Below are 26,492 nucleotides of genomic sequence, written 5' to 3'. Positions count from 1 at the left end.
ATGGCGCCGGTTCGAGTGAGACGCGAGCCGACGCCGCTGTCTGGCATTGAACATCCGCAGTCCATGAAGCATTACGCTTCCCCGAAACCCCCGCCACCCGGCGTTTCCACCACGAACACGTCACCCGCGGCCATCTCGACGCTCGCGATATGGCCCAATGCGACGATCTCGCCGTCCGCGCGCTCGACGTGATTGCTGCCGCGCCTTCCCGCGCGTCCACCTGCCGCGCCGAAAGGCGCGTGAATGCGGTTGTTCGAGAGAATCGACGCGGTCATCGGCGCGAGAAAGCGGATGCGCCGGATCGCGCCATTACCGCCGCGCCAGCGTCCCGCGCCGCCCGACTCCGCGCGGATCAGGTGCGACTCGAGCCGCACGGGATAGCGCCATTCGAGCACTTCGGGATCGGTCAGGCGCGAGTTGGTCATGTGCGTCTGTACCGCGTCGACGCCGCAGAAGCCATCGCCCGCGCCGCTGCCGCCTGCGATCGTCTCGTAGTACTGGTAGCGCGCGTCGCCGAACGTGAAGTTGTTCATCGTGCCCTGACTGGACGCGACGATGCCCAGCGCACCATAGAGCGCATTCGTAATCGCGGACGATGTCTCCACGTTGCCCGAGACCACCGCTGCCGGATAAACCGGATTGAGCATCGAGCGGTCCGGGACGATCACCGAGAGGGGCTTCAGGCAACCCGCGTTGAGCGGGATGTCGTCGCCGACGAGCGTGCGGAACACGTACAGCACGGCTGCCATGCAGACCGCCTTCGGCGCGTTGAAGTTGTTCGGCAGTTGCACGGACGTTCCGCTGAAGTCCACGGTCGCACTGCGCGTCGCAGCATCGACGCGAATGGCGACGTCGATCACCGCGCCGTTATCGAGTTCGTAACGGTACGCGCCGTCCTTGAGGGCGCCGATCACGCGGCGCACCGCTTCTTCGGCATTGTCCTGCACGTGCTGCATGAAGGCGAGCACCACGTCGCGGCCGAATTGCGCGACCATGCGGCGCAGCTCGTCCACGCCCTTCTGGTTCGCTGCGATCTGCGCGCGCAGATCGGCCATGTTCTGTGCGACGTTGCGTGCCGGATAGCGGCCCGATGCGAGCAGCGCGCGTGTTTCGGCGTCGCGCAGCACGCCCGCTGAAACAAGCTGCCAGTTATCGACCAATACGCCTTCTTCTTCGATATGCGACGAGGCGGCTGGCATCGAACCGGGTGTGATTCCGCCGATATCCGCATGGTGACCGCGCGAGCCGACGTAGAAGAGCGGCTCGGCCGAACCGTCTGCGAACACGGGCGTGATGACGGTCACGTCGGGCAAATGTGTGCCGCCGTGATACGGGTCGTTGAGCATGAACACATCGCCGTCGCGCATCGCGCCGCGATTTCGCTCGATGACGGTCTTGATGCTCTCGCCCATCGATCCCAGATGCACGGGCATGTGCGGCGCGTTCGCGATCAGATTGCCCGCAGCATCGAAGATCGCGCACGAGAAGTCGAGGCGCTCCTTGATGTTCACCGAATACGCCGTGTTTTGCAGACGCAGTCCCATCTGCTCGGCAATCGACATGAACAGATTGTTGAATATCTCGAGGCGCACAGGGTCGGCCTCGGTGCCGATCGAGCGGCGCGTGGGCAGCGGTTGCACGCGGGTCATCACCACGTTGCCTTGAACGGTCAGCACCGCCTGCCACCCCGGCTCGACCACGGTCGTGCCGTTCTTTTCGGCGATGATCGCCGGGCCGTCGAGCGTGTCGCCTGCGCACAGCGTTTCGCGCTGGTAGAGCGATGCGTCGTGCCAGCTACCGCTCGAATACATGCGCACAACCGACTGCGCATGGGGCGCGTCGCCTGCCGCGCGCTGCGGCAGGCTGCCGGCATCGACTGGCGCGTCGGAATGGCCGATCGATTCGACGCAAGCGAGTTCCGCGATGAGCGGCGTATCTGCCATCAGGAACGCATAGCGTTGACGATACGCAGCTTCGAAAGCGGCGCGCATCGCATCGACGCTGCCCGCTGGCACTGCGAGCGATGAATCGGTGCCCTGATAGCGCAGATGGACACGTCGCTCAGTCGTGATACGCGCGGCGTCCACGCCCTGTTCGAGCAGTGCGCCGGTTGCATCGGCCGCGAGCGCATCGAGCGCGGCTTCCAGCGTCGCAAGCGATGAGTCGTCGAGCGAGATTTCGAGCGCTCGCTCGCGCATCGCCGTCTGATCCGCGAGGCCCATGCCGTAAGCGGAGAGCACACCGGCAAGTGGATGCGCGAACACCCGCGTCATGCCGAGCGCGTCGGCCACACCGCACGCATGCTGGCCGCCCGCGCCGCCGAAAGTCGTCAGCACATACTGCGAGACGTCGTGGCCGCGTTGCACTGAAATTTTCTTGATCGCGTTAGCCATGCTGCCAATGGCGATCTCCAGGTAACCTTCAGCGAGCTCTTCTGGTGTGCGACGCTGACCCGTAGCCGCGAAGATTTCATCGGCGAGTGTCCGAAAGCGTTCAGCGACGACCTCGCGATCGAGCGACTCGTTCGCGTTCGGACCGAAGACGCGCGGGAAATAGTCGGGCTGAATCTTGCCGAGCATCACGTTGCAGTCGGTGACCGCGAGCGGGCCGCCGCGCCGGTACGCCGCCGGACCCGGATTGGCGCCCGCCGAGTCGGGGCCGACACGCAGCCGGGCGCCGTCGAAGCCGAGCACCGAGCCGCCACCTGCCGCCACGGTATGGATGCTCATCATCGGCGCGCGCATCCGCACGCCTGCCACCTGCGTTTCGAATACGCGCTCGAACTCGCCGTTGAAGTGCGAGACGTCCGTCGACGTGCCGCCCATGTCGAAGCCGATCACGCGCTCGAAGCCCGCTGCCTGTGCCGCGCGCACCATGCCGACGATACCGCCCGCCGGGCCGGAGAGAATCGCATCTTTGCCCTGAAATACATCGGCGCGTGTCAGTCCGCCGCTGCTTTGCATGAACTGCAGGTTCACGCCCGGCATTTCGCTGGCGACCTGATCCACATATCGGCGCAGGATGGGCGACAGATAGGCATCCACCACGGTCGTATCGCCGCGCGAGACCATCTTCATCAGCGGCGAGACTTCGTGGGAAACCGAGATCTGCGTGAAGCCGATTCGGCGCGCCAGATCCGCAAGCTCGCTTTCATGCGACGTGTGGCGATAACCGTGGATCAGCACGATTGCGAGCGCGCGGATGCCCTTGTGGTAGACCTCGCGCAGTGCGCGCCCCGCTGCCGCGTGATCGAGCGTCGCGACCACTTCGCCTTGCGCGCTCACGCGTTCGTCGATTTCCACCACGCTCTCATAGAGCGCTTCCGGCAACGCGATGTCGAGATCGAACAGGCGGGGGCGGTTCTGATACGCGATCCGCAACACATCGCGGAAGCCTCGCGTGGTGACGAGCGCTACCGGCTCGCCCTTGCGTTCGAGCAGCGCGTTGGTCGCGACCGTCGTGCCCATTTTGACCATCTCGACGTCGCTCGACGTAATGGGTTCTCCGGCTCGCAGGCCAAGCAAATGGCGAATCCCGGCGACAGCCGCATCGCGATACTGCTCCGGGTGTTCGGAAAGCAGTTTGTGCGTGGTGAGCGTGCCATCCGGGCGGCGCGCGACGATATCGGTGAACGTGCCGCCGCGGTCGATCCAGAACTGCCAGCGGGACGGCGTGCAATCATCGGAGGCGTGATCGTGCTTCATGGTGTCGTGGTCGTGATGCGAAAGTGGTAGTGGTGTGCGCAAGGTGAAAATCAGGCCGATTCGAGTTCGCGACCGCGCGTCTCGGGCAGCGTAAGCGCGGCGATGATCAGTACGCCATACGCGGCCACGGCGAAAATCCCGATGCTCGTGCCCAGGCCGAAGCGGCTCGACAGCACGCCGATCAGCACCGGAAACAGCGCCCCGATCGCGCGGCCGACGTTGTAGCAAAACCCCTGGCCCGAGCCGCGCACACGGGTCGGAAACAGTTCGGTGAGAAACGCGCCCATGCCGGAAAAAATGCCCGACGCGAAAAAGCCGAGCGGAAGGCCGAGCCACAGCATCGATGCATTCGTGAGCGGCAACGAGGTATACGCGAAGGCAATCGCCATCGAGCCCAGCGCGAACAAAATGAAGTTCGGCTTGCGGCCGATGCGGTCCGTGAGCCATGCGCTGCACAGATAGCCCGCGTACGAGCCCGCGATGATCGTCGCCAGATAGCCGCCCGTGCCCATCACCGTGAGATGACGTTCGGTCTTGAGGAAAGTCGGCAGCCATGTCGTGATCGCGTAGTAGCCGCCCTGTGCGCCCGTCGTAAGCAGTGCGGCGCGCAGTGTCGTCGAAAGCAGCCTGGGAGAGAAGATCTCAGTGAAGCGCGGCGTGTCTTGAGTGTCGTACTGCTGAACCCTGGCCTGTTCGAATACTTCAGGTTCCTTCACATAGCGGCGGATCGCGAGCACGAGCAGGGCAGGGACGAGTCCGATCAGGAACAATGCGCGCCACGCGATTTCAGGCGCCACCACGGAGAACAGCACCGCGTAGAGCAGCGCCGCCATGCCCCAGCCGAGCGCCCAGCCCGACTGCACGAGACCGACCGCCTTGCCGCGGTCGCGCGCGCGGATCACCTCGCCGATCAGCACCGCGCCCGCCGTCCACTCGCCGCCGAAGCCGAAGCCCATCAACGCGCGAGCCGCGAGCAACTGGCCATAGTTCTGCGCGAGGCCGCATAGGCCGGTGAACACGGCGAACCACAAGACGGTGAGCTGCAACGTGCGCACACGGCCGATGCGATCGGAAAGAATGCCGGCAATCCAGCCGCCGAGCGCAGAGGACAGCAGCGTCAACGTGCCGATAAAGCCGGCGTCCGCGAGCGAGATGCCCCAGGTAGCGACGAGCGTCGGGATGACGAAGGAAAGCATCTGCGTGTCCATGCCGTCGAGCATGTAGCCGACCTTGCAACTCCAGAACGCGCGACGCGCGTGCGGACCGGCTTCGGCATACCAGGAAAGCTGCGGGCTTCCCGTTCTTGACTTCATGTCGGCGGCATCGTCGACGCTCGCCGTGAGTGTCTTGCTGTCCATCTGCTGCTCCTATGGATAGACGCATGGGAAACGATCGAAGCCACGCACGAACGTAGGGGATGCGTCATTCCCTCCGGGCCGCGCGGCCCGATGGCTTCAAGGTGCTGTGAATCGCTTGTTGCACGACGGCGCGGCGCGCCGCCGGGACGGTTAGAAAATAGCCAGCGACGCGTTAGTGATATCCGTCATCAGCATGTGGCCCGGCGCGTGCGCAACCGCGAGCGGCAGCTTCGCGGCCATCAGTGCCGTTTGCGGCGTCACGCCGCAAGCCCAGTAGACAGGCAGTTCGCCCGCGCGGATCGTCACCGGCTCGCCGAACTCGGGGCGCGCGAGATCGACGATGCCGAGTTCCGCTGGATCGCCAATATGCACGGGCGCGCCATGCACGTCCGGAAAGCGGCTCGTGATCTGCACGGCACGGATCGCGTCGGCGCCGCGCAGCGGCCGCATCGACACGACGAGTTCGCCGCCGAACACGCCCGCCCGCTGGTTGGGGATGCGGGTGCGGTACATCGGCACGTTGCGGCCTTCTTCGACGTGGCGCAGGCCGATGCCTTCCTTCGCGAGCATGTGCTCGAACGAGAACGAACAGCCAATTGCAAATACGACGAAATCGTCCTGCCAGAGCGCTTCGATCGATTCGACGCGCTCGCTCAGGTTGCCGTCGCGATAGACGTTGTACGCGGGCACGTCGGTGCGGATGTCGATGTCGCGCCCGAGCATCGGCACGCGGAACTCGCCAGGCTCGCCCACGCCGAGCAGCGGACATGGCTTTGGATTCGCATGGCAAAAGCGCAGGAAATCGTGCGCGTGCGCAGCGGGCAGGATCGCGAGATTGGCTTGCGCGTAGTCGCCGCAATGGCCGGCCGTCGGGCCACGGAAGTCGCGGTGACGGACGGCCTGGCGGAATTCGGATGGAGTCATGGTCTTGGCGTGCTCTGGCGGTTGCATCGGACTGTCTGCGGTGGGCGATGCGTCTTGCCTACCGTCAGGCGAAGCATAGAAAAGAAGAAAATTTGACGCCAGCTAGTTTTCTTTGCGCCAGGTGAATAGAATTTCTTAACGGAATCGCGGGTTTTCCCGAGTCACGTTGAGATTTTTGGAGCGGTTTGCTCCCGTTGCACTGCCCACCTTTGACTGATGAATACGCGCTTCCTCGAAACTTTCGTCACGCTTGCCAAGCTGCGCAGTTTCCGCACTACGGCGACCGCGCTTCACGCCACGCCGGCGGCGATCTCGCAGCGCCTGAAGGCACTGGAAGACGAATTGCATACCGTGCTCGTCGATCGCGAGAGCCGGGAATTTCGGCTCACGCCGAACGGCGAATATCTGCTCGGCTACGCGAAGGCCGTGGTCGAGGCGACGCGCCAGTTGCAGGCCGCCGCGTCACATGAAGGCGCGATGCGCGGCAGGTTGCGACTCGGCGTGATCGAGACGGTCGTGCATAGCTGGCTTGCCGACTATATGCGGCGGCTCTCGAAGGACTATCCGCAGCTCGAAGTGGAGCTTGCGGTGGACGTGAGCGTGGTGCTGCAGCGGCGTCTGATGGCGGGCGAACTCGATCTCATCGTTCGCGTGGAAGGCAGCGACGAGGAATCGATCGTCTGCGATGCGCTCGCGAACTATCCGGTGCACTGGATTGCGCGCGCGGGGCTGCTACCGCCTTCGCGCAGCGGACTGGCGAAACGCGTGCTGCGTCATCCGATCCTCACATTCGGGCGCGGGACGGCGCCTCATCGCGCGCTGGAGGACATCGTCAGCAAGCTCGCACTCGCCAACGGCGTGCCGCTCGCGGATACGCGCATTACGGGTTCGCCATCGATTTCGGTGATCGTGCAACTCGTGCGCGATGGCTTCGGCGTGGCGGCAATTCCGCGTCTGTTCGTCGATGATCTGATCGCGCGAGGCGAGGTGGTCGAACTGCCGCTGCAGCCCTCGCCGCCGTCCATCGTCGTGTCGATGTCCCGACGCGCGGATGCGCCGCTGTTCGTGCACGGCGCAGCGAACGCGGCACGTGCGGCGTGTCATGAATACTGCGAGCAGGGAGACCGACGCTTGATCGAGCGGCTATAGAGCCCGGCTCTTGCGGACTCTGGAGGCGGCAAGCGACCCAAGGAGTCATTCGACCCCGCGCTCCAGATCGTTGACGACTTCGTCGATCCTGGTCCAATAAATGGAGCAGTCTGAGCCCTTCAGGCCAGTCGCACAAGTCGCTCTCTGCATTGAGAGGTAGTGGTGCAATTGGGATGCGCTGGTCTGTTACGCTCGAGTTTTTGACGAGCGCGAGCCAATGCGTAAGCTGAAAGACATTGACGGATTGTTCAACGGGCGCGACTTCGATCGCGAAGTTAGTGTCCTTTGCGTGCGCTGGTACCTATGTTACAAGCTCAGTTTTCGAGATCTCGCTGAAATGATGGATGAGCGCGGTCTGTCGATGGCGCACACGACGATCATGCGTTGGGTGAAGCGCTTCACGCCGGAGTTCGTCAAACGCTGGAATCGGTTGGCCACGACAGCCGGTCAGTCGTGGCGAGTCGACGAGAGTGTGTCATGAACACAAGGGCGGATTCAACCGGTCGATGCAACACAATGAACGTCGCATGAGCGGCGGGAGTGTTGCAAATGAAACAGAGGCGCCGGATCTATTACAGCGAAAGCCAGAAGGCATTGATGTGGGAACGCCGGCGTAGAGGCGGCATGAGCTCATACAGGCTTCGGTATGGAACGTGAGAACCTTGTTGCGGATGGAAAGGGAAATGACAAATGGCTAACACCATGAGGAAGAATACCGATGCTGCAACGAGGGGCGGAGCTGCCCGTAGTAGTGTTGAAGCCCTTGTAATGAGGGTGGAGCGAAGGGGCAGCGTTACCCGGTTGACGAAGGTCACCAACCCGCTTGTCGGGGAGGAGTGACATGACATCAACGAAACCTTATGACATTGCCAAGCGAACGATCTGGGAGGCGTACCAGCGAGTGAAGGCCAACCGAGGTGCTGCCGGCATCGATGATGAAACCATCGCGATGTTCGAACAGGACCTGTCGAAGAATCTGTACAAGCTATGGAACCGAATGTCGTCGGGGTCGTACTTCCCGCCGGCGGTCAAGCAAGTGGAGATTCCAAAGGCATCGGGCGGTATTCGTAAGTTGGGCGTGCCCACCGTGAGTGACCGTGTGGGGCAGACCGCCGTCAAGCTCCTCATTGAACCGATTCTCGACCCTGTATTCCATGCAGATTCGTATGGATACCGACCGGCCTGGGAAATCGGCCAAACAGGCGGTCGCCATCACCCGACAACGGTGCTGGAAGTACGACTGGCTGGTGGAGTTTGATATCAAGGCGGCTTTCGATCAAATCGATCATGGCCTCTTGCTAAAGGCGGTACGCAAGCACATCGAAGAGGATTGGATCCTGATGTACATCGAGCGGTGGCTGACTGCACCATTCGAAACTGCACAGGGTACCCGCTTGCAGCGGGGCGGGATCGCGGTACCCCGCAAGGGGGAGTGGTCAGTCCGATCCTGATGAATCTGTTCATGCACTATGCGTTTGACGCCTGGATGCAGCGTCACTTCCCGAAATGTCCCTTTGCACGCTATGCCGATGATGCGGTAGTCCATTGCCGCAGCCAGGAGCAGGCACAAGAGGTCATGCACGCCATAGCCTCGCGGCTGACGGAGTGTGGGCTGACGATGCATCCTGAAAAGGGTCAAAGATCGTGTATTGCAAGGACAGAAGTCGCACCCAAACCTAGCGAATGTGACCTTCACATTTCTGGGCTTTCAGTTTCGTGCGCGAAGGGTGTTGACCAGGCACGGGCAGGTCTCGACCAGCTTTGTACCTGGCGTCAGTTCTGACGCCCTGAAACGGATGAGACAGGTGGCGCGGGGGGTGGCGGTTGCAGCGCCAAACGTCGAAATCACTGTTCGAACTCGCCCAGCAATGTAATCCCACGATATGTGGCTGGTGGAACTACTACGGGGCTTTCTATCGGACAGCCATGCATGAGTTGAGTCGGTATCTCGACCGAAAGCTTGTGCGCTGGGTTCGGCGCAAGTACAAAACACTGCGACGGCACAAACGGTGCAGTGAAGAGTGGTTGCGCAAGATGAAGAAGGCGTACCCGCGAGAGTTCGCGCACTGGCAGTATCCGGGGGGACAGGTTGGATAACGGGAGCCGTGTAAATCGAGGGGTTTACGCACGGTTCTGCGAGAGACTCGGGGCGCAATTCCCCTGGGTCTACTCACCCTTATATCAAGATCTAAGGCCACTGGAAATACTTGTACCGGGCCGTCGACGGGGAGGGCAACACGGTCGATTTCCTGTTGTGCGCCCATCGTGACAAGGCCGCTGCGCGCCGGTATTTCGAGAAGGCAATTGCCCGGAATGGTGAACCTGAGACTGTCACCGTGGACAAGAGTGGTGCCAATCTGGCCGCGCTCGAAGCGCTCAACGCAGACCGGCCAACGCCAATCAAGATCCGGCAGAACAAGTACCTGAACAACGTCATCGAGCAGGACCATCGAGCCGTCAAGCGCATTGTCACGCCGTTGATGGGTTTCAAGGGTTTCCGGTGCGCGCGCATTATTCTGTCCTTCATCGAGCTGATGCACATGATTCGCAAAGGGCAGATGCAGGACGAGCGCGACATCAAAACTGCAGCCGAGCAATTCAATTCGTTGGCAGCGTAAATAGTCCTACTGATATCACGCTTTGTTCAAGCTGTAATCGTTATCGCGACAGAACCCGCCCCGTAGCGCATATTGGGGTAATCATGCAGCGTGGCGCGTAGTAGAGCGAACCCAATTGAACGGCGTGAATCGCGGCTGCTCGTCGAAATAGTGCGCGGCCGCCGCCTGCGTGGATGAATCGAACCCGTTGATATTGTTGCCGCCGGTGTTAGTGGCCGGAGAACAGGACGTCGGCAATGATGCCAGTTGCGATAGCGGCGAGCACGTAATCTCCGTTCACCCCAACCCAGTGATAGCCTCGCGGCGGCGGTTGCAGTCCGTGGCCGCGCCAGTCGTCGACGACGTAGTTGTGATCGCGGTATTCAGGCGGAAGCCGATCGCCGTGGCGCCAGTCGGCATGCGGCATCGGGCCGCCCGGCCGGCCGCTATAGGCCTCGTGCGGCATGGGACCATGATTGTGACCGGGCGGCGGACGCATGTCGTGTTGTTGCGGGCCGTGCGCCGACCAGTCATTGTGGTGCTGATTGTCGTGAGGCTGGGCGAAAGCGGGGATCGACGCACCAAGGAGGGCGGCGATCATGAAGTGTGCGAGTAATTTTGATTTCATGGCTGCTTCGACAGAAGAAGTGATTGAAATGAAACAGTCGCGTTTGACGGCGACTATGTTTCCCGAGCCAGTTGGTGTAGATGTGGGTCGCGCAGTGTTTCTGCGCACTTCTATGGAAAGACAGGCGGACGGTGGGTCAGTCGCCTGTCAGCCGGTTAGTGACCGAAGTAGACCGAGCCCGGGCCGGTGCGAGCTGCTTCGCTCTTGTAGGCATGCCCGCCCGCTGCGGACGAGCCGCTTAGGACGCCACCCACTCCGGACGTGTTGCCAGCGCTATCGATCTCAATCACTTCTTCACTGATTGCCACGACGGTCACCGGGTGACTGCCGTTTACTCCGGACGGGCCCCCGTGGTGGGCAGCAACCTTGGCTTCAGCAGCCTGGATGTCCGCCGGATATTCGCGCGGGTTTGCACGGGCCGGGTTATAGCCCGCCGCTTCGATCTCGACCAGTTGCTCACGGACTTCCGCGCGGGTCAGTGGATGGTTTGCTGCCACGTTTGCGGCGGCAAAAACCGTAATCGGCGCAGCGAAGGCGATGGCAGCCACAAAGGCGGCGAGTTTAACGAAGGGTTTCATGGTTACTACCTCCTTGGTTTGTCGGTTGGGCGCTATAAGTTTGCGCGCGCTTTCAATCCGTAAGACAAGTGTAATGAGATAGTAAATTAGGGTAAACGCCTACTTTGTAAAATACTTTTTCTGAAAATGAAATAATCAGAATTTATCGGCGCAAAATTGTTGATTGCCTGTACGCCTTGAAGGGCAATCTCACGCAGGCACGGACGAAAGGGGCTGTCATCGTTAGCGGTAAACGTCCGAAACTTGACGGGGTTTATTCATCCGACAGCGACAACTGGCAACGGTGACCGTGGATTCCGGGCTTTCATGTATGCGCTGAACACGTAGGCCGAGGGCAATGGGCGCGTTCGACATTCAGTCCGCGCATCCTGCTCAACACTCCACACAACCACAATCGCCAGAAAGATCGGGCAGTAGCCCCAATGGGTCCGGATGCCACAACAGCCCAAAGTACTATGCGGCGGGCCTCTGCCGAGATAGGCGATGCACATCGCGCATCCTTCACGCGGATTCCGGCTTTTAAATCAGTTTTCGATATTCTGGATTGGTTTGCCCCTGTACCTCCGGACACCGCCTCACACCTGAGTTGATGAATCGGTCCTGCGCCTGAACTCGCGTGGCGAGCGGTACTTCAGCGCGCTATGAGGGTGCTGCTCGTTGTAATGCTCTTCGCCACCGCGACCTTGCCATCATGCCGGCGCTGCGGGCGTGGAGGGAGCGCTTTGCGCTGTAGCAGGAGGCCGTGAACGCGCATTACCCGGTACACCCGTTTGGCATTGACGGGGGCCGCGCTCTGGTTCTCCCGCTGCCGACGCAACATACCCCAGACCCGGCGATAACCATAGCTCGGCAGGTCAGTGACGGTCAGCCGTATTTCTTCGACCAGCCCGGCATCGTCCATCTTCCTGGCGCTGCGTCCATCCTGCCAGTCGGCTGGACGTGCAAGCCTTGCCGCCACGTTTGAGCGCGCTACAGAACGTCGCAGACCTGCTTCACTGCTCGTCCCCCGGCAATGAGGGTGAGCGCGCAATCCATTTCGCGACTTCGCCACCTCCACCACCTCACGGAGAATCTCGTTCTCCATTGTCTTTTTGCCGAGCAGTCGCTGGAGTTCCCTGATTTGCTTCAGCGCATCGCTCAGCTCCGACGCTGGTACGACTTCCTCGCCGGTACTGACAGCCGACAGGCTGCCATCCTGATACAGCGTGCGCCAGTGAAACAGCTGGTTCGGATTCACGCCGTGCTGGCGTGCAACCATCGAGACCGACTTGCCCGGCTCGAAACTCTCTCTCACCATCGCCAGCTTCTCTTCCGCTGACCACCGCCGCCGGCGTTCCGGTCCCGTCAACACTTCCATCACTTCTTGCTTGCGGTCGATGGAGCGTGGCTCGCCAGAGCGGTCCGTCACGAAGACCAATACACTGACAAGGTTATATATACAGGTCTAGAATGAAATCGGCGTTGGGCCGTTCGCGAAATACTTCTCCCCAAACGGAAAGCGATTCGCGACGTGGCCAGGAATCCCCACACAGGACAGTGTCGCTCACTCCAAACGTGCGGTTTTCGTTTCGATGTAATCTGGACCAAATGGGTCCTGATTAAAACGGGAGATGTTCCGATGTTGCGCATGAGCAAACTTGCCGATTACGGCACGGTGATCATGACCGCGATGGCGCGCGATCCCGATGCCGTCCACAGCGCAAGCAGCATTGCTGCGACGACCGGCGTCGCGAGGCCTACGGTGTCAAAGGTGCTGAAAGTCCTGACGCGCGGTGGTGTCGTGGAGTCGCTGCGCGGCACAAACGGCGGCTACCTGCTGCCGCGGCCGCCCGCGCGGATCACGCTGGCGGAGGTGATCGCCGTCGTCGACGGCCCGATCGGGATGACCGAATGCAGCACTACGCCAGGCCTGTGTATCCAGGAGGCGGCGTGCGCAGTGCGCGCCAACTGGCAGAAGGTCAATCGCCTGATTTACGAAGCGTTGCAGCAGGTCACGCTGGCGGACATGGCGGGCCCCACCTTGCGCGCGGTCGATATCAACGCGATCCGCGCGCGTAGTATCCCCACCCATCGCGCGGGCGCGACGCCTGCGCGCAAGTCGATTGACCGAGGCCACGCATGAGCGCATCCGCAACCGGTTTCGAAGAACTGATCAGACGCGAATACCAGCACGGTTTCGTGACTGATCTGCAGGCCGATGCGCTTCCGCGCGGGCTGAGCGAGGATGTGGTCCGGCTCATATCGGTGAAGAAAGACGAGCCGGCGTTCATGCTCGAATGGCGACTCGCGGCCTATCGACACTGGCTCACGATGGCCGAGCCGCATTGGGCGACGGTCGAACACCCGGCGATCGATTATCAGAACATTATCTATTATTCCGCGCCGATGACGCAGAAGAATCGTCCGAAGAGTCTCGATGAAGTCGATCCGGAGCTGCTGCGTACCTACGAAAAGCTGGGTGTGCCGCTGAGGGAGCGCGAACTGCTGGCGGGCGTAGCGGTGGATGCGGTATTTGACAGCGTGTCGGTAGCGACTACGTTCCGCGAAAAATTGGCGGAACTCGGCATTGTGTTCTGTTCGTTCTCGGATGCCGTACAGCATCATCCCGAACTGGTGCGAAAGTATCTCGGCTCGGTCGTGCCGCACACCGACAATTTCTTTGCTGCGCTCAATTCCGCCGTGTTCAGCGATGGGTCGTTCTGCTACATCCCGCCGGGCGTGCGCTGCCCGATGGAACTGTCGACCTACTTTCGTATCAACGCACAGAATACCGGGCAGTTCGAGCGCACGCTGATCGTCGCGGACAAAGGCGCGTACGTGAGCTATCTGGAAGGCTGCACCGCGCCGATGCGTGACGAAAACCAGCTGCATGCCGCTGTGGTCGAACTGGTCGCGCTGGAAGGTGCACAGATCCGCTATTCGACGGTGCAGAACTGGTATCCGGGCGATGCGTCGGGCAAGGGCGGCATCTACAACTTCGTGACCAAACGTGGCGACTGCCGCGAGGCCAATTCGAAGATTTCATGGACTCAGGTGGAAACCGGCTCGGCGATTACGTGGAAGTATCCGAGCGTGATCCTGCAGGGCGATAACTCGGTCGGCGAATTCTATTCGGTGGCGCTGACCAACCACTATCAGCAGGCCGATACCGGGACGAAGATGGTTCACGTCGGCCGCAATACGCGCAGCACGATTCTGTCGAAAGGCATTTCGGCTGGCCGCGGAAAGAACGCGTATCGCGGCCTCGTGAAGGTTGGCCGTGCAGCGGAAGGCGCGCGCAACTACACGCAGTGCGATTCGCTTTTGCTCGGAAACCGTTGCAGCGCTCACACATTCCCCTACATCGAGGTCAAGAACCCGACCGCGAAGGTCGAACACGAAGCATCGACATCACGCATCGGCGAAGACCAGTTGTTCTATTGCCGGCAGCGTGGGTTGTCGCAGGAAGATGCGGTGTCGATGATCGTGAACGGCTTCTGCAAGGAGGTCTTCAAGGAGCTGCCGATGGAGTTTGCTGTCGAGGCGCAAAAGCTGCTCGGCGTCAGTCTGGAAGGCGCCGTGGGATAACCCACAGCGATTCGAAGGATTCGGAACATGCTCGAAATCAGCAATCTGCAGGTCGAAGTCGACGGCAAGAAAATTCTGCATGGCATCGATCTGAGTGTAAAGGCCGGCGAGGTGCACGCGATCATGGGCCCGAACGGCTCGGGCAAGAGCACGCTTGCCCAGGTGCTGGCCGGGCGCGAGGGCTTTGCTGTCACGGGCGGCGAGGTCTCGTATCTCGGCCGCGATCTGCTGGCGCTTGCACCCGAGCAGCGCGCGCACCAAGGACTGTTTCTCGCGTTCCAGTATCCCGTCGAGATACCCGGCGTGAGCAACATTTATCTGCTGAAGGCGGCGCTGAACGCGCAGCGGCGGTATCGTGGCGAGCCGGAGTTCGATGCGATGGAGTTTCTGCAACGGGTCAAGGAGAGGATAACGCTGATGCAGATGGACGAGAGTCTGCTGTATCGCGCCGTGAACGAAGGGTTTTCCGGCGGAGAGAAGAAACGCAACGAGATTCTGCAGATGGTCGTGCTGGAGCCCCGGCTCGCCATTCTCGACGAAACGGATTCCGGACTCGACATCGACGCATTGCAGATTGTCGCGCAGGGCGTCAACAGCATGCGCAGTCCAGAACGGGCGATCGTGCTCGTGACGCACTATCAGCGGCTATTGGACTACGTCGTGCCGGATCGCGTGCATGTGCTGGCGAATGGCCGGATCGTGAAGTCGGGGTCCCGTGAACTGGCGCTGGAGCTGGAGCGTAAAGGCTATGGTTGGATCGACGATGAAGCGGTGCAACCAGAAAAGAGAGCGAGCCAGGAAAGTGCGGGACATCCATGAAAAACGAATCTCTCGACTATTTCCATCAGTTTGGGCAACTCGCGAAGACGTTGCCCGGCGTTGAGTTTCCATGGCTGTGTGCCGCGCGCCGAAGCGCGTTCGACCAGTTCGACGCGCTGGGTTTGCCGACCACGCGGCACGAGGACTGGAAATACACGAACGTGTCGGCGATTGGCAAGCGTCCCTGGCATTTCAAGGCACAACGCACGGACGATAGCGACGTGCGGCACGTCATCGATGAACTCAAGCTGGACCCTGCCGCGAATCGACTGGTCTTTGTCAACGGTCGGCATGTGCCGCGGCCGTCGAAACTGAATGGTTTGCCACACGGGGTATTTGTGGGCTCGCTCACACGGGCGTTGAGAGAAATGCCACAACAACTGGAATCGGCATTCACCTCGCAGGCGTATTCAGATGGCTTTGCCGCGCTAAATACGGCGTTTATGACGGATGGGTTTGCCATCGTGCTGCCGCCTGGCGAGGTCATCGATCAACCGCTGCAGATCCTGTTCCTGACCGACGAAGCGGGTCTTGCGGTGCAGCCGTTCAATGTCGTGCTTGCAGGAGCACGCTCGGGCTGCACGATCGTCGAGCATTTTGTAGGGCTGAGCGGCGACGCGTACTGGACCAATGCGGTTACCCGCATCGTCGCAGACGAGCAGGCGGACGTGCAGCACTACCGGTTGCAGCAAGAGGGCCAGAAGGCTTTTCATATCGCGTCGGTCGCCGCTGCGCAGCAACGGGGCAGCTGTTTTACCTCACATGCGTTCGCGTTCGGCGCCGCGTTGTCGCGCACTGGTATCGGCACAAGCCTGAACGCCGCGAACGCGCAAGCGACGTTGAACGGTCTCTATTTCGTCGGGGGCCGGCAGCACGTCGATCACCACACGCGCATCGATCATACTGAGCCGCACGGCACGAGTCGCGAATACTATCGCGGCGTGCTCGACGGCGCTGCGCGCGGCGTGTTCAACGGACGCGTCATCGTGCATCGCGATGCGCAGCAAACGGACACGCATCAGGCGAATCACAACCTGCTGCTGTCACGCGATGCGGAGATCGACACGAAGCCGCAACTCGAGATCTACGCCGACGACGTGAAATGCACACACGGCGCGACGGTCGGTCAACTGGACGACAACCAGCTGTTCTATTTACGTGCACGAGGCGTCGAAGAGCGCATGGCGCGGGCGCTACTGACATACGCATTTGCGCGCGACATTGTCGAACGTGTGCGCATCGATTCGCTGCGTGGCCGGCTCGAAAACCTGCTGTTCGCGCGCACCCCGGAAGGCGAGCGCATCAGGGAGCTGCTATGAAGCCGATCGAACAGATGCAGACGCCCGATCCGCGCAATGTCGAGCACTGGAGAGCCGATTTTCCGATTCTGGGCGAGCGCGTGCATGGCCGGCCATTGGTCTATCTCGACAATGGCGCCACAACGCAAAAGCCCGCCTCGGTCATCTACGTAGAAAACGCTTACTACCGGCATAGCAACGCCAATGTGCACCGCGGCGTGCATCTGCTGTCGCAGCGCGCGACCGATTCATTCGAGGCCGCACGCGCGAAGATTGCACGCTTCATCAATGCGCAGCGTCCGGAGGAGATCGTGTTCGTGCGTGGCACGACCGAAGCGATCAATCTCGTCGCCCAGAGCTATGCTCGCCCGCAAATCAAGCCCGGCGACGAAATCCTGATTAGCGCGATGGAGCACCATTCGAACATTGTGCCGTGGCAGCTCGTCTGCGAGCAGACGGGCGCGGCGCTGAAAGTCGTGCCGATCGACGATACGGGCGCGCTCGATGCCGACGCGTATGAGCGTTTGTTGAGTGAACGTACGCGGCTGGTCGCGATGACTCATCTGGCCAACGCGCTCGGCAGCATCAATCCGGTGGAGCGCATCGTTGCAGCGGCACACGCGCGGGGCGTGCCGGTGTTGCTGGATGGTGCACAGGCAATCACGCATCTGCCGGTCGACGTCCGCGCGATAGATTGCGATTTCTACGCGTTGTCCGGGCATAAGGTGTACGGACCGACTGGCATTGGCGTGCTATACGCCAAGGCCGCACTGCTTGAAGCGATGCCGCCATGGCAGGGCGGCGGCGACATGATCCGATCGGTAACATTCGAGAAAACGGAATACAACGCGATTCCGTGGAAGTTCGAGGCGGGTACGCCGAACATTGCCGGCGCGATTGCGCTGGGCGCGGCGCTCGACTATGTCGACAGCATCGGCATGGAAGTAATCGCCGCGCACGAGAACGAACTGCTCGCCTATGCGACGGCCGCCCTGCGGGTGATACCGGGCTTGCGTTTTATCGGTAGCGCACGCGACAAGGCAGGCATTCTGTCGTTCGTGCTCGACGGCGTGCATGCCCATGATGTCGGCACGATTCTCGATCATCACGGCATTGCGGTGCGTGCGGGCCATCATTGCGCGATGCCGGTGATGCAGCGCTTCGGCGTACCGGCGACCGTGCGCGCGTCGCTCGCCCTCTACAACACGCACCAGGATATCGACGCGCTGATCGAAGGTCTCGGAAAGGTCAGGGAGATATTCGGAAAATGAGCGATCTGCGCGACCTGTATCAGGAAGTCATCTTCGACCACTACCGGCGGCCGCGTAACTGTCATGGACTGTCCGGCGCCAATCACACGGCTGAGGGCTATAACCCGCTGTGCGGCGACCGGATTACGCTTTATCTGCGAATCGAGGACGGCATCGTCAAAGAAGCGAGTTTCGAAGGCGCGGGCTGCGCAATTGCGACAGCATCAGCGTCGCTGATGACCGAGGCGCTGAAAGGCAAAACGGAAGCAGAGGCCGAAGCGCTGTTCGGGCGCTTTCACGACATGGTGACAACACCCGCTGCAGGGCAGGCGACAGCCGCGCCGGAGATGGGCAAGCTGGCGGTGCTGTCCGGTGTACGTGAATTTCCCGAGCGTGTGAAGTGCGCGACGCTGGCCTGGCATACGCTCCACGCCGCGCTGCACGACGAGCATCGCCCCGTTTCGACAGAGTGAGGCAGACGATGAGCACATTCGACTGGCTGAAGCGCACCGAGGCCGCACAACCCGGCAGTGGCACGACAACAGAAGGTCTTGAAGAACGCGTGATCGATGCACTGCGCACCGTGTTCGACCCGGAGATTCCGGTCAACATCTACGATCTGGGGCTTGTTTACGGTCTTGACGTGGACGAAGCCGAAGGCCGCGTTGGGATCCGCATGACGCTGACCGCGCCCGGCTGCCCGGTCGCGCAGACCTTCCCGGCGACGGTGGAGGATGCGGTGTTCTCGGTGAGCGGAGTGAACGACGTGCACGTTGAACTGGTGTGGGATCCGCCGTGGTCGAGAGACCGGATGTCGGATGCGGCGCGCCTGCAATTGGGGATGCTTTGACATGTCCGACTGGGTCGATGTGGCCGCGATCGGGGATTTTCCGGCCGGGTCTGTTCGCAGCGTCGAGGTCGATGGCGCGCAGGTTGCTGTGTTCAACGTCGACGGCACCTGTTACGCAATCGAGGATGTCTGCCCGCACGACGGCGGCATCCTGACTGGCGGTGTGGTGGAAGGCGACGTGGTCGTCTGTCCGCGCCACGGTGCACGATTTTGCATCAGGACCGGAAAGGTGCTGGCGCCGCCGGCATATGAGGATGTGGTGGCGTTTCCGGTGCGGATCGAGGCGGGCGTCGTTCAGGTGCGTGACGAGCGGTGGGATTGAGGTGCGCTGTCGACCGGCTCTCGTTCTCAGTAAGCGGCTCAGCTGGGCCGTTCGTCCATTCGCGCGCGTGTGAGGCATGATGGCGAACTGGAGCTGGCGGTCAGGTGGCGGGATTCGGCGGACTGGCTCGCGTGTGCAGTTTGTTGGCCACACACCAAGGCAGGAGCTCGTCGATGCAATTGATTTTGTGATCGGCGATGTGGATTAGCACGTAGTCCAGATAGGCGCGCGGATCGATGTCATTCAGTGCGCAAGTTCCGATCAGTGCGTACATCGCGGCTACCCGTTCGCCGCCGCTGTCTGAGCCGGCGAATAAAAAATTTTTCCGACCCGGGCTGACACAACGCAGCGCGTTCTCCGCGATGTTGTTGTCGATTTCGAGCGTACCGTCTTCGCAATACAGCGTCAGTGCGCTCCACTGGTTCAGCGAGTAGTTGATTGCCCTGGCTGCATCGGACTTGGACGACAGCGTTTCGAGCTTTGCCCTGAGCCACGCCTCGTAGATTTGAAGCAGTGGCCTGGCTCTCTCCTGCCGTATTCGCAGCCGTTCGGCCGCTGGCTTGCCGCGAATGGAGGCCTCGATATCATAGAGCCCGCCAATATATTCGAGCGCCTTTTGCGTTGTGTCGGACGGCGTGCGCACGTGGATCTCGTAGAACTTTCTTCTCGCGTGGGCATGGCATGCCGCCTCGCGTATCGAGCCATCGCGGAACAGTTCGTCGAAGCCCGCGTAAGCGTCCGCTTGCAGGATCCCTTTGAAGTCGGCCAGATGGGTCAGAGGATGGATGCCTTGCCGATTCGGCGAGTAGGCGAACCAGACCGCAGCCGGTTGCCTCGAGCCGGAGCGATGATCGTCGCGCACGTAGACCCACAGTCGACCGGTGCGGGTCTTCCTGTTGCCCGGCGAGAGTACTTGGATCGGCGTGTCATCCGCGTGCAGTTTGGTGGCGGCCACCGTATAGCGGCGCAGCGTTTGATCGACCTATTGATGACTTCACCGGTTTCTGATTCGAGCCAGTGCATCTGCATCACATTCTTCACGATATCTACTCCGACCGTTGTATAGCTCATCTCGGATCCTCCGGTTTGCCGCGGGAAGGTGTCATCTTCTCCCGGTTGGGTATCTCTGGGACCGTCCGCCTGCGCGGATTCGCTACCTGTGTCATCCCACTGGCGGGTGGGGACGTTGATTCCATTCTTAACGCGCGCTGCCGGCCGCAGCCTTGCGAAGTTGGGGCTGCGTATGTCAATTGCATGTAGCAGTGACCGGCCATCTCCCGTCATTGGGCCATTCGGCGACCGGTCCACTCGAATGTCTCTTCCATTTCAACACCAGCCATTTCTCTTGAGGCCGGTCTAGCGGCGTAAGCACTCATGCTGACAGGCCATCCTGTTCATGGATTTGGGGATTTCATAGGCAGCTACAGGCCTGGGTAAACCAGAGATCCGGACCCGACGACATTGGTTCGACATGTTGTTAAGTGCCGCGCTAACAGGACCTTTCAAGCCGCCTCTGGTTCCATCGCGAGAATATGCCCGGCACGATCAATTCGATGCTGACGTGACATGGCTTAGCCCCCTAAGTATTGGAAACGTTTCGGGTCTTAACGTTTCCTTCAGATCGGTCTAGTACGATCTTGTGCAACATGTGTTTCACCGTATTCGACCACCATGCTGCGCATCCCGTCACGTTGGTACGCTGACGGCAGTTCCTCCTGCGGGCGGTTACGCATCGAGGCGCCAAGTGAAGCATCGGAAGGTTTGAATAGATCCGGGGCGGACTGAAGTTGCCTTCGATCGTCGCCACCATGATCCATGGCGATCATGGTGCGGGCCGCGATCGTCGTTCGCGTTGCGTCTTAAAGTAACTGCAGAAAGTTGGTTACGCGAACCTTTCGCCACACTGTTGCGCGAGGGCGAAAATGAGATCGATGACTTCTGGAATCAGGGTGACAGGGAGACGGTGTGGAGCCGCCGCAATCACGGCGCTCACTTTTTCGGGCGCGTATGCCGGCGGGATCGATCACGAAGTCGCGCTAGATCAGAGCGGCATATGGAACCGCAATGTTCAACTCGCACTTGAATACGCCGTGATAGCCACGACGGCGGGTGGGGCTCTGTGGCTTGGGAACGACAACGAACTGGGCCATACATTCTGGCAAACGGCCGACGCTACGGCGATATCGGCGGTTGCTGCTCAAGGCATGAAGTATGCGTTCGGTCGCCAGCGGCCCAGCGCTGGCCAGGGACCGAACCAATGGTTCAGCGGCGGAAAGAGTTTTCCCAGTGGTGAAGTCACCCTTCAGGCGAGTTTCGTAACGCCGTTCATCGTCAACTATGGCCGGCGTGATCCGTGGGTTTGGGCACTCGAGGTGTTGCCGCTCTATGATTCGATCGCGCGCGTGAAAAGCCAGGCGCATTGGCAGACCGACGTTCTCGCCGGTTGGGCGCTGGGCACGGCGGTAGGATACTTGAGCACGACATGGCAGACACCCCTGTTCGTGCAGATTCTCCCGCACGGTTTAACGGTAGGCTTCGCGAAGCGGTTCTAGGTCTGGTTGCGAAACGGACGTGACTGGCGTGCAGGTGTCGGCACGGCGACGTCCTGACCTCGTTTGAACAACGCTCCGTAAGCTCGACGCGGAGAGTTGCTCGCAACCACCCGTATCCAGCATCGCGAACCGTCATCGCGATGGAATGGCCGTTTGAATCCGCCCTCCAGACCTGACGATTTAACCACGTTGCGTCGAAGGACCGAAAGGGGTCGGAAGTACGCGTTGGCGACGGCGAGACGAGTCGCTCACGACCGCTGAGGAGCGAACGGCCGGAGAGTGTCCTGAAGCTGACCGACCAAGGCCCACTCCTGAATGTCAGCTATGGCCGACCTACTGTCCTTAAGACGCCGGCCTGGATGTCCGCACTGCTCTGGTCGCCACTCGGAAGCCCGGACGGGGTGACAGGTGGCAGTGGGTTGTCGGGGATGAACCCGGGACGCGCGGGCGGAACCCAGGCAGGCGGATGGCGGCGATAACCGTTCATCCGGCATTCGCGCCGACGCCTGCTTGCGTGATTGCCATGGTATGCCCCTCGTCACAGTGGATTTGATCTTATGTAAACGGCGGCGCTAAACAAGGCTAAGCGCTCAGCGCGACGAGGACCGATGATGAATCAGCCAACCGATCGATAATGGCGCGCCCGTTCGGCCACGCGCGCCTTCAATGCAAAAGTTTGTCGGGAAATGTCCATTGCGGCCGAATAAGCGCGATCGAAGCCCGGGGTCGTGTGATCGACTGCTTTTCCTGCAGCGGTTATGTACAAGACCTTCTTGAAGTTTTCCCCAAGTTCATTTCGCCGAGGAGCGTTTCGACGTCATCGGACAATGAGGGTTCGTAAAGCCCACAGATAATTCGCCGCTCATCGGTTTCCTCACGGCTAGACAGGTAGGTCCTGTTCAATCAGGTTATTGAGATTTTTCGAGGATCGAACCTTCATCTCACGCACCGCGTTGTGAGGCGGCATAGCCATCCAGTGGGATGGTCTTCGGCGGCTTGCCCTGATGTTTGAGAGCTTTCCTGAAAAAGGCTTTGGCCGCCTTCACGTCGCGCTTTGCACGTAGCACGAAGTCAACTGTCTGGCCGGCCCGATTCACCGCCCGGCAGAGCTACACTCACCTGCCGCGGATCTTCAGCTACGTTTCATCGACACACCACGACGGCTCTCTATTCGTTCAGCAGGACACTCTAACCGATTCGCTTGCGCCGTTCGCACCATGTATGGACGACTCCCTGGGGTTACGGTTCCGCATAATCGTCGTGCTGTGATGGTCACCGCCCTGTCATTATCCCTCAGGATTACCCACAAGTAATGTGATGGTGCTATTCGTTTTGCCTGAATATTCGGTACATCATCGTGATTTCGTGCAGGACAAGAAATCCACGCCAGATGACGGTAGGACCAGGTGGACGATCATGCTTTCGAGCGAGATATCCGCCGAGTCTGGCGATCCACAAGATGACCTGCGCGAGTGACGGCGGTTTATCAGGTATTTCGGTACTGCCATGCGTACGACAGTAGAGGGCTCGCCACTCGATTGGCTGCAGCAATACTTCGCATGGCAGGTTGCCATCAAGCCTGGCAAGCAACATGGAGTACAGGATCCTCCAGCTTACGACGGCGAACAATGCGGTGGCGCGGACGAATCGATCGAGATTGCCAAATTGGCGGGCTTCAATGCGACAGCCACTTTTAAGCACACGATGCCACGATTCAATCGTCCATCGGCGCGCATACCATGCAAGACGCTCGAGGGCCTCTGCGTGTGTTTGCGTAGGCACCGAAGTCAGTAGAAGCCATTCCAATGGCTCTGCTCCTTCGTCTAAGTTCGTTTCCTGTGCATGAATTGCAAACACTTCAATTTCGGGAAGCTTCTCGCGACGACGATTTTGCGGCGGACGAAGGCGTACGGGCATGCAGCGCACAACCAGCCGTGCGGTGCGTGCCTGGCGGTTTTCGCGTGCAGGCACCTGCAGTTGCGCCTCTCCAAGCACTGGCGAGGCCAGCACGGTTTCCCACAAATATCGATCGGGGTGAGCAACGCGTCGGTTCCACGACGCGCGCACCAACCAGTCGACACCGGCAGGCCGCTGCGCCAGGAACACGTCATAGACATCGCCTTCACGGTCGCTCACGCCGATGACATGCGTGCACGGACAGTGCGTCTTGAGTACGCCCAGTTGCTCGATGCCTTCGAGCCATTTCGCGCTCTCTTTCTGTTGTACGGTTCGTTGCCCACGCAGATGTTTCTTGCCCAACTCCTCGTGCCTGCGTATCCAGGTCTTCATCCCGATCACCCCGAGTGGCAGCCCCTCTGGCGTGAGCGCAAGCAGACTGTGTATCAGGAAACCACGCACATGTGGATCGGAGCCATATCCCAGACCTTCGGTTGCCCGCAGATGAGACAAATTGAACTCGGTGGTGTCCTGAACAGCAAGGACGACTGGCACCTGTTGCATACGACACAGCGTTTGACCGATGTGCCCACCCAGCACGCCATCGACATCCACGTGCGGGTTGTCGAAAAAACGATATGCCGCCTTCAGCTCCGAACCATTGAACGACTGCGGAAAAGAGCAATGTGGGCCCAACGAAAGCTTGCGTGCCAGCGTCACGAGCCGTCTGGTCAGGCGAGCGTCGCCGAGCTCGGCGGCGCCAAACTCTTCATTTGCCCAATCATCAAGGTCAGATGTGTCCGACAATGCCCGACATCACAGATCACGAACCGGATCAAAGTTAACATCGGTCGTCACCGTTTACAAGCCATCGCCCTTCAATCGCACAGTCGCGAGCGACTTATGGGTAATCCTGAGGTCATTATCCGGAGGATTTTCTGCACGATGCGCTCATGCTGCTCCAGCGCCTCATCGAGCGTACTTGCTCCGGAGCTCCTGTTGTCTTGCGCCTGCATTCCGGCGACGCGCGTCACGAACAGCAAAGCCTCCCCGGTTTTCGGTTTGGACACACCACGGAAGCGGGTCGTGACCGTTACACCGTAGTCGTCCAGCAGTGTGCGGCGGAAGATCAGTTCGTTTTCCGTCATCCAGCGCGACCACGCGCCGTGGTCGAACACCTCGACAGGCCTGTTCTTCGCATCGAGAACATAGATGCGCTCCGAGCTAAACGAGACCGGTGGCGTCTTCATATTTCAATGCAAAGGCGTGAGAAGGAAGTCGGTCGCCTCCCGCCACCAGGTTTCGTCGACGTGGCCAATCCAGTCGTTATGGTCAGCCGCCTTCACCACCATGAGTTTTCTCGGTGCGGAAAGCGAGTTGTAAAGCGCCTCACCGTAGCGCGTAGGGACGATGCTGTCGCGTTCCGCAACCACGACGAGAACCGGCCGGCCGAACGACGCCAGATGGGTCACGCTGTCGTATCGGTCGCGCAGCAGCCACCTCACGGGCAGCCACGGAAAGTGATAAGCGGCGACGTGCTCGAGCCGATCCCATGGCGTGATGAGCATCATGCCTGCGATCTTGTCGCGTTCACGCGAGCCGGCCGCAGCCACCACGCCGGCCCCAAGCGATTCGCCGATGAGCAGCAGCGGCGCTCCATAGAGGCGATGGGCGAGCGCGATGGTTTGTTGAGCATCGTCGACCAGACTCGCTTCGCCTAATGCACCGGTGCGCGGCCCGTAGCCTGGATATTCGGCGAGAATCACGCGCAGCCCGAGTCGGGTGAGCGCCGCGGCATAGAACCAGCGGTGGCCGGCATGCCCCGCGTTGCCATGAAAGACGATGACCGTGGCGCGCGCGGACCCGGCCGGCTCCGCCACGAGGCCCCGGAATGCCTCAGGTGTTGGCCAGGCGCGCAGTCCGCCGGAGGCGGCCTCCTCGATGGTGGCTTTCTGAGGGAAGTAGAGAAAACGATCCTGCAAGATGGCGACTCCGGCTAGCACGATCATGCACACGAAGGCGAAGCGGACCATCATCCGGGTGAAATTCATCGTCTTGAGCTCGACCCACCGATCTTGTCGCTAGCACACCCAGTTTAGCGCGCAGTCGCCACCGCTCATATTCAGGCGTGTCGTCAGGATGTGGGCGTCTAAGTTATGGTACGGAGAGTATCTCTCTGCCTTGTACCCTCGATATTTTCCGAGCGACGCGACCAGGCGCGGGGTTGGTCCGTACGAAGCAGCCCAGAACAGACTGAAATCGAGTGCGATCGACGCTAGCCGTGCGAAACAATGCTACGTCCCGGCTCGTGCGCCCGCTTTTTGGCGCACCTCTCATCGGGCGAATCCGGACCCCTTATCCTCAAAGCCGTCATCCGGATGGCTGGTTCTCCAGAAGACCTGCCTGATAATCGTCGCGTACACGTCGGCCATAGCGGTCGGTTGCCGATCGGGCAGCGTGCGGCGGCAGCAGGTCGCTTTGCTGACTTTTACAAACTGGCGTCGGCGAATGTCAGCTCTCTCTGTCCATCAACGAGTCTTACCGACCCGATCCAGACCTTTCACAGTCCCCGGGAATTTTCGCTTGCCGAGAAACGATGCGCACGATGATCGCCGACGGCCTCAAAGGTATGCCGTCAAAGGTGCGGCAAATCGTCAATGCATTTTTCGACATGATCGCCAGGGAGATCCGTGTCGATGCCGGCGTGTCCGTCGGTGTGAGAGACAGACACAATTTTTGGCCCGAGATACCGTGTGCCACCAAGCGTAAAAAGGGACCAAACAACATCTCCCCGACGGATCGCGGCGACGACTTCGACCACCTCCACAATCGCAGGGGGGGACAGCCATTCACGCGTCGACGGATCGACGGGAGCCCAGCGCACATGGGTAAACCTGTCGTTCGTCGGGTTGATGCGAACGGCGTCGATAGCAAAAGTTGTCACGTCTACCTCCATCGTCCTGACAAAGGGATGTGTGCATTATGCGCCGCTTCTTTTGC

Annotated in this window: 22 protein-coding genes and 5 pseudogenes; 15 read left to right on the top strand and 12 right to left on the bottom strand. The window is 60.7% G+C overall.

From position 1 onward, the window contains the following. Positions 1 to 71: 71 nt before the first annotated feature. From OKW28_RS20005 to OKW28_RS19995, 3 genes are all read right to left on the bottom strand, one after another. Positions 72 to 3,704, bottom strand: coding sequence for a hydantoinase B/oxoprolinase family protein (locus tag OKW28_RS20005; protein ID WP_429448248.1), 3,633 nt, complete (start codon positions 3,702 to 3,704; stop codon positions 72 to 74). Positions 3,705 to 3,754: 50 nt separating this feature from the next. Further along, a complete protein-coding gene (locus OKW28_RS20000; RefSeq protein WP_429448246.1) occupies positions 3,755 to 5,062 on the bottom strand; it encodes an MFS transporter in 1,308 nt (435 codons plus the stop codon). Positions 5,063 to 5,212: 150 nt separating this feature from the next. Beyond that, positions 5,213 to 6,013 (bottom strand): putative hydro-lyase, encoded by an 801-nt coding sequence (locus tag OKW28_RS19995; RefSeq protein WP_429448245.1) that lies wholly within the window; start codon positions 6,011 to 6,013, stop codon positions 5,213 to 5,215. A gap of 189 nt (positions 6,014 to 6,202) precedes the next feature. Here OKW28_RS19995 and OKW28_RS19990 point away from each other — a divergent pair, with 189 nt between their 5' ends. From OKW28_RS19990 to OKW28_RS19965, 6 genes and pseudogenes are all read left to right on the top strand, one after another. Next, the gene (locus OKW28_RS19990; RefSeq protein ID WP_429448244.1) at positions 6,203 to 7,135 is read left to right on the top strand and encodes a LysR family transcriptional regulator; all 933 of its coding nucleotides are present in this window, start codon (positions 6,203 to 6,205) and stop codon (positions 7,133 to 7,135) included. A 217-nt stretch (positions 7,136 to 7,352) separates the two neighbouring features. Then, positions 7,353 to 7,607, top strand: a pseudogene (locus OKW28_RS19985) (IS6 family transposase); the annotation flags it as partial. Between the two features lie 369 nt (positions 7,608 to 7,976). After that, a complete protein-coding gene (locus OKW28_RS19980; RefSeq protein ID WP_429448243.1) occupies positions 7,977 to 8,393 on the top strand; it encodes a hypothetical protein in 417 nt (138 codons plus the stop codon). Positions 8,394 to 8,585: 192 nt separating this feature from the next. Further along, complete coding sequence (locus OKW28_RS19975; RefSeq protein WP_429448241.1) at positions 8,586 to 8,918, top strand: reverse transcriptase domain-containing protein; 333 nt, start codon at positions 8,586 to 8,588, stop codon at positions 8,916 to 8,918. Positions 8,919 to 8,959: 41 nt separating this feature from the next. Continuing rightward, positions 8,960 to 9,232, top strand: coding sequence for a group II intron maturase-specific domain-containing protein (locus tag OKW28_RS19970; RefSeq protein ID WP_429448239.1), 273 nt, complete (start codon positions 8,960 to 8,962; stop codon positions 9,230 to 9,232). Positions 9,233 to 9,327: 95 nt separating this feature from the next. Further along, a pseudogene (locus tag OKW28_RS19965) lies at positions 9,328 to 9,753 on the top strand (IS6 family transposase); the annotation flags it as partial. 208 nt (positions 9,754 to 9,961) lie between these two features. Here the strand turns inward: OKW28_RS19965 and OKW28_RS19960 are convergent. From OKW28_RS19960 to OKW28_RS19950, 3 genes and pseudogenes are all read right to left on the bottom strand, one after another. Further along, complete coding sequence (locus OKW28_RS19960; RefSeq protein ID WP_429448237.1) at positions 9,962 to 10,360, bottom strand: RcnB family protein; 399 nt, start codon at positions 10,358 to 10,360, stop codon at positions 9,962 to 9,964. 155 nt (positions 10,361 to 10,515) lie between these two features. Continuing rightward, positions 10,516 to 10,938 (bottom strand): DUF4148 domain-containing protein, encoded by a 423-nt coding sequence (locus OKW28_RS19955; protein ID WP_429448235.1) that lies wholly within the window; start codon positions 10,936 to 10,938, stop codon positions 10,516 to 10,518. A 664-nt stretch (positions 10,939 to 11,602) separates the two neighbouring features. After that, a pseudogene (locus OKW28_RS19950) lies at positions 11,603 to 12,295 on the bottom strand (transposase); the annotation flags it as partial. A gap of 261 nt (positions 12,296 to 12,556) precedes the next feature. Between OKW28_RS19950 and OKW28_RS19945 the strand changes: the two are divergent. The 8 genes from OKW28_RS19945 to nirD are packed head-to-tail and all read left to right on the top strand — an operon-like array spanning position 12,557 to position 19,044. Continuing rightward, a complete protein-coding gene (locus OKW28_RS19945; protein WP_429448233.1) occupies positions 12,557 to 13,060 on the top strand; it encodes an SUF system Fe-S cluster assembly regulator in 504 nt (167 codons plus the stop codon). After that, positions 13,057 to 14,505 (top strand): Fe-S cluster assembly protein SufB, encoded by a 1,449-nt coding sequence (sufB, locus tag OKW28_RS19940; RefSeq protein WP_429448231.1) that lies wholly within the window; start codon positions 13,057 to 13,059, stop codon positions 14,503 to 14,505. Before OKW28_RS19945 ends, sufB begins: the two co-directional genes overlap by 4 nt. Positions 14,506 to 14,532: 27 nt before the next feature. Beyond that, positions 14,533 to 15,324: a Fe-S cluster assembly ATPase SufC gene (sufC, locus tag OKW28_RS19935; protein WP_429448230.1), complete on the top strand. Its 792-nt coding sequence runs from the start codon at positions 14,533 to 14,535 to the stop codon at positions 15,322 to 15,324. After that, positions 15,321 to 16,643 carry a Fe-S cluster assembly protein SufD gene (sufD, locus tag OKW28_RS19930; protein WP_429448228.1) on the top strand — a complete coding sequence of 441 codons (1,323 nt, stop codon included), beginning with the start codon at positions 15,321 to 15,323 and terminating at the stop codon, positions 16,641 to 16,643. Before sufC ends, sufD begins: the two co-directional genes overlap by 4 nt. After that, positions 16,640 to 17,893 (top strand): SufS family cysteine desulfurase, encoded by a 1,254-nt coding sequence (locus tag OKW28_RS19925; protein ID WP_429448226.1) that lies wholly within the window; start codon positions 16,640 to 16,642, stop codon positions 17,891 to 17,893. Before sufD ends, OKW28_RS19925 begins: the two co-directional genes overlap by 4 nt. After that, the gene (gene sufU, locus OKW28_RS19920; RefSeq protein ID WP_429448225.1) at positions 17,890 to 18,345 is read left to right on the top strand and encodes a Fe-S cluster assembly sulfur transfer protein SufU; all 456 of its coding nucleotides are present in this window, start codon (positions 17,890 to 17,892) and stop codon (positions 18,343 to 18,345) included. The genes OKW28_RS19925 and sufU overlap by 4 nt, the downstream gene beginning before the upstream one ends. 8 nt (positions 18,346 to 18,353) lie before the next feature. Continuing rightward, positions 18,354 to 18,722: an SUF system Fe-S cluster assembly protein gene (locus tag OKW28_RS19915; RefSeq protein WP_429448223.1), complete on the top strand. Its 369-nt coding sequence runs from the start codon at positions 18,354 to 18,356 to the stop codon at positions 18,720 to 18,722. Position 18,723: 1 nt separating this feature from the next. Continuing rightward, complete coding sequence (nirD, locus tag OKW28_RS19910) at positions 18,724 to 19,044, top strand: nitrite reductase small subunit NirD (RefSeq protein ID WP_090811477.1); 321 nt, start codon at positions 18,724 to 18,726, stop codon at positions 19,042 to 19,044. Positions 19,045 to 19,144: 100 nt separating this feature from the next. Here nirD and tnpC read toward each other — a convergent pair. Further along, positions 19,145 to 20,020, bottom strand: a pseudogene (gene tnpC, locus OKW28_RS19905) (IS66 family transposase); the annotation flags it as partial. A 955-nt stretch (positions 20,021 to 20,975) separates the two neighbouring features. On the opposite strand from tnpC, the gene OKW28_RS19900 reads away from it, so the two are divergent. Next, on the top strand, positions 20,976 to 21,596 hold the full coding sequence (locus tag OKW28_RS19900; RefSeq protein WP_429448222.1) for a phosphatase PAP2 family protein: 621 nt from the start codon (positions 20,976 to 20,978) through the stop codon (positions 21,594 to 21,596). A gap of 1,003 nt (positions 21,597 to 22,599) precedes the next feature. Here the strand turns inward: OKW28_RS19900 and OKW28_RS19895 are convergent. The 5 genes and pseudogenes from OKW28_RS19895 to OKW28_RS19875 form a co-directional block, all read right to left on the bottom strand. After that, positions 22,600 to 22,705, bottom strand: a pseudogene (locus OKW28_RS19895) (DDE-type integrase/transposase/recombinase); the annotation flags it as partial. A 214-nt stretch (positions 22,706 to 22,919) separates the two neighbouring features. Continuing rightward, a complete protein-coding gene (locus OKW28_RS19890) occupies positions 22,920 to 24,299 on the bottom strand; it encodes an IS4 family transposase (protein ID WP_429443705.1) in 1,380 nt (459 codons plus the stop codon). Between the two features lie 71 nt (positions 24,300 to 24,370). After that, on the bottom strand, positions 24,371 to 24,742 hold the full coding sequence (locus OKW28_RS19885; RefSeq protein WP_429448220.1) for a hypothetical protein: 372 nt from the start codon (positions 24,740 to 24,742) through the stop codon (positions 24,371 to 24,373). 3 nt (positions 24,743 to 24,745) lie between these two features. Next, complete coding sequence (locus OKW28_RS19880; protein WP_429448218.1) at positions 24,746 to 25,543, bottom strand: alpha/beta hydrolase; 798 nt, start codon at positions 25,541 to 25,543, stop codon at positions 24,746 to 24,748. A 584-nt stretch (positions 25,544 to 26,127) separates the two neighbouring features. Then, entirely contained in the window at positions 26,128 to 26,436 is a 309-nt protein-coding gene (locus OKW28_RS19875) for a hypothetical protein (protein ID WP_429448216.1), read from the bottom strand. Positions 26,437 to 26,492: the final 56 nt, after the last annotated feature.

The sequence above is a fragment of the Paraburkholderia sp. 40 genome, from assembly GCF_050434105.1.
In the GTDB taxonomy this organism is placed as follows: domain Bacteria; phylum Pseudomonadota; class Gammaproteobacteria; order Burkholderiales; family Burkholderiaceae; genus Paraburkholderia; species Paraburkholderia tuberum.
Note: the sequence above shows the minus strand (reverse complement) of the source record. Positions and strands in the feature narration are given on the sequence as shown.

Bases quoted from the DNA above. Each gene is read 5' to 3' on its own strand.
- OKW28_RS20005 (WP_429448248.1), bottom strand. From the start codon at position 3,704: ATGAAGCACGATCACGCCTCCGATGATTGCACGCCGTCCCGCTGGCAG.
- OKW28_RS20000 (WP_429448246.1), bottom strand. From the start codon at position 5,062: ATGGACAGCAAGACACTCACGGCGAGCGTCGACGATGCCGCCGACATG.
- OKW28_RS19995 (WP_429448245.1), bottom strand. From the start codon at position 6,013: ATGCAACCGCCAGAGCACGCCAAGACCATGACTCCATCCGAATTCCGC.
- OKW28_RS19990 (WP_429448244.1), top strand. From the start codon at position 6,203: ATGAATACGCGCTTCCTCGAAACTTTCGTCACGCTTGCCAAGCTGCGC.
- OKW28_RS19980 (WP_429448243.1), top strand. From the start codon at position 7,977: ATGACATCAACGAAACCTTATGACATTGCCAAGCGAACGATCTGGGAG.
- OKW28_RS19975 (WP_429448241.1), top strand. From the start codon at position 8,586: ATGAATCTGTTCATGCACTATGCGTTTGACGCCTGGATGCAGCGTCAC.
- OKW28_RS19960 (WP_429448237.1), bottom strand. From the start codon at position 10,360: ATGAAATCAAAATTACTCGCACACTTCATGATCGCCGCCCTCCTTGGT.
- OKW28_RS19955 (WP_429448235.1), bottom strand. From the start codon at position 10,938: ATGAAACCCTTCGTTAAACTCGCCGCCTTTGTGGCTGCCATCGCCTTC.
- OKW28_RS19945 (WP_429448233.1), top strand. From the start codon at position 12,557: ATGTTGCGCATGAGCAAACTTGCCGATTACGGCACGGTGATCATGACC.
- sufB (WP_429448231.1), top strand. From the start codon at position 13,057: ATGAGCGCATCCGCAACCGGTTTCGAAGAACTGATCAGACGCGAATAC.
- sufC (WP_429448230.1), top strand. From the start codon at position 14,533: ATGCTCGAAATCAGCAATCTGCAGGTCGAAGTCGACGGCAAGAAAATT.
- sufD (WP_429448228.1), top strand. From the start codon at position 15,321: ATGAAAAACGAATCTCTCGACTATTTCCATCAGTTTGGGCAACTCGCG.
- OKW28_RS19925 (WP_429448226.1), top strand. From the start codon at position 16,640: ATGAAGCCGATCGAACAGATGCAGACGCCCGATCCGCGCAATGTCGAG.
- sufU (WP_429448225.1), top strand. From the start codon at position 17,890: ATGAGCGATCTGCGCGACCTGTATCAGGAAGTCATCTTCGACCACTAC.
- OKW28_RS19915 (WP_429448223.1), top strand. From the start codon at position 18,354: ATGAGCACATTCGACTGGCTGAAGCGCACCGAGGCCGCACAACCCGGC.
- nirD (WP_090811477.1), top strand. From the start codon at position 18,724: ATGTCCGACTGGGTCGATGTGGCCGCGATCGGGGATTTTCCGGCCGGG.
- OKW28_RS19900 (WP_429448222.1), top strand. From the start codon at position 20,976: ATGACTTCTGGAATCAGGGTGACAGGGAGACGGTGTGGAGCCGCCGCA.
- OKW28_RS19885 (WP_429448220.1), bottom strand. From the start codon at position 24,742: ATGAAGACGCCACCGGTCTCGTTTAGCTCGGAGCGCATCTATGTTCTC.
- OKW28_RS19880 (WP_429448218.1), bottom strand. From the start codon at position 25,543: ATGAATTTCACCCGGATGATGGTCCGCTTCGCCTTCGTGTGCATGATC.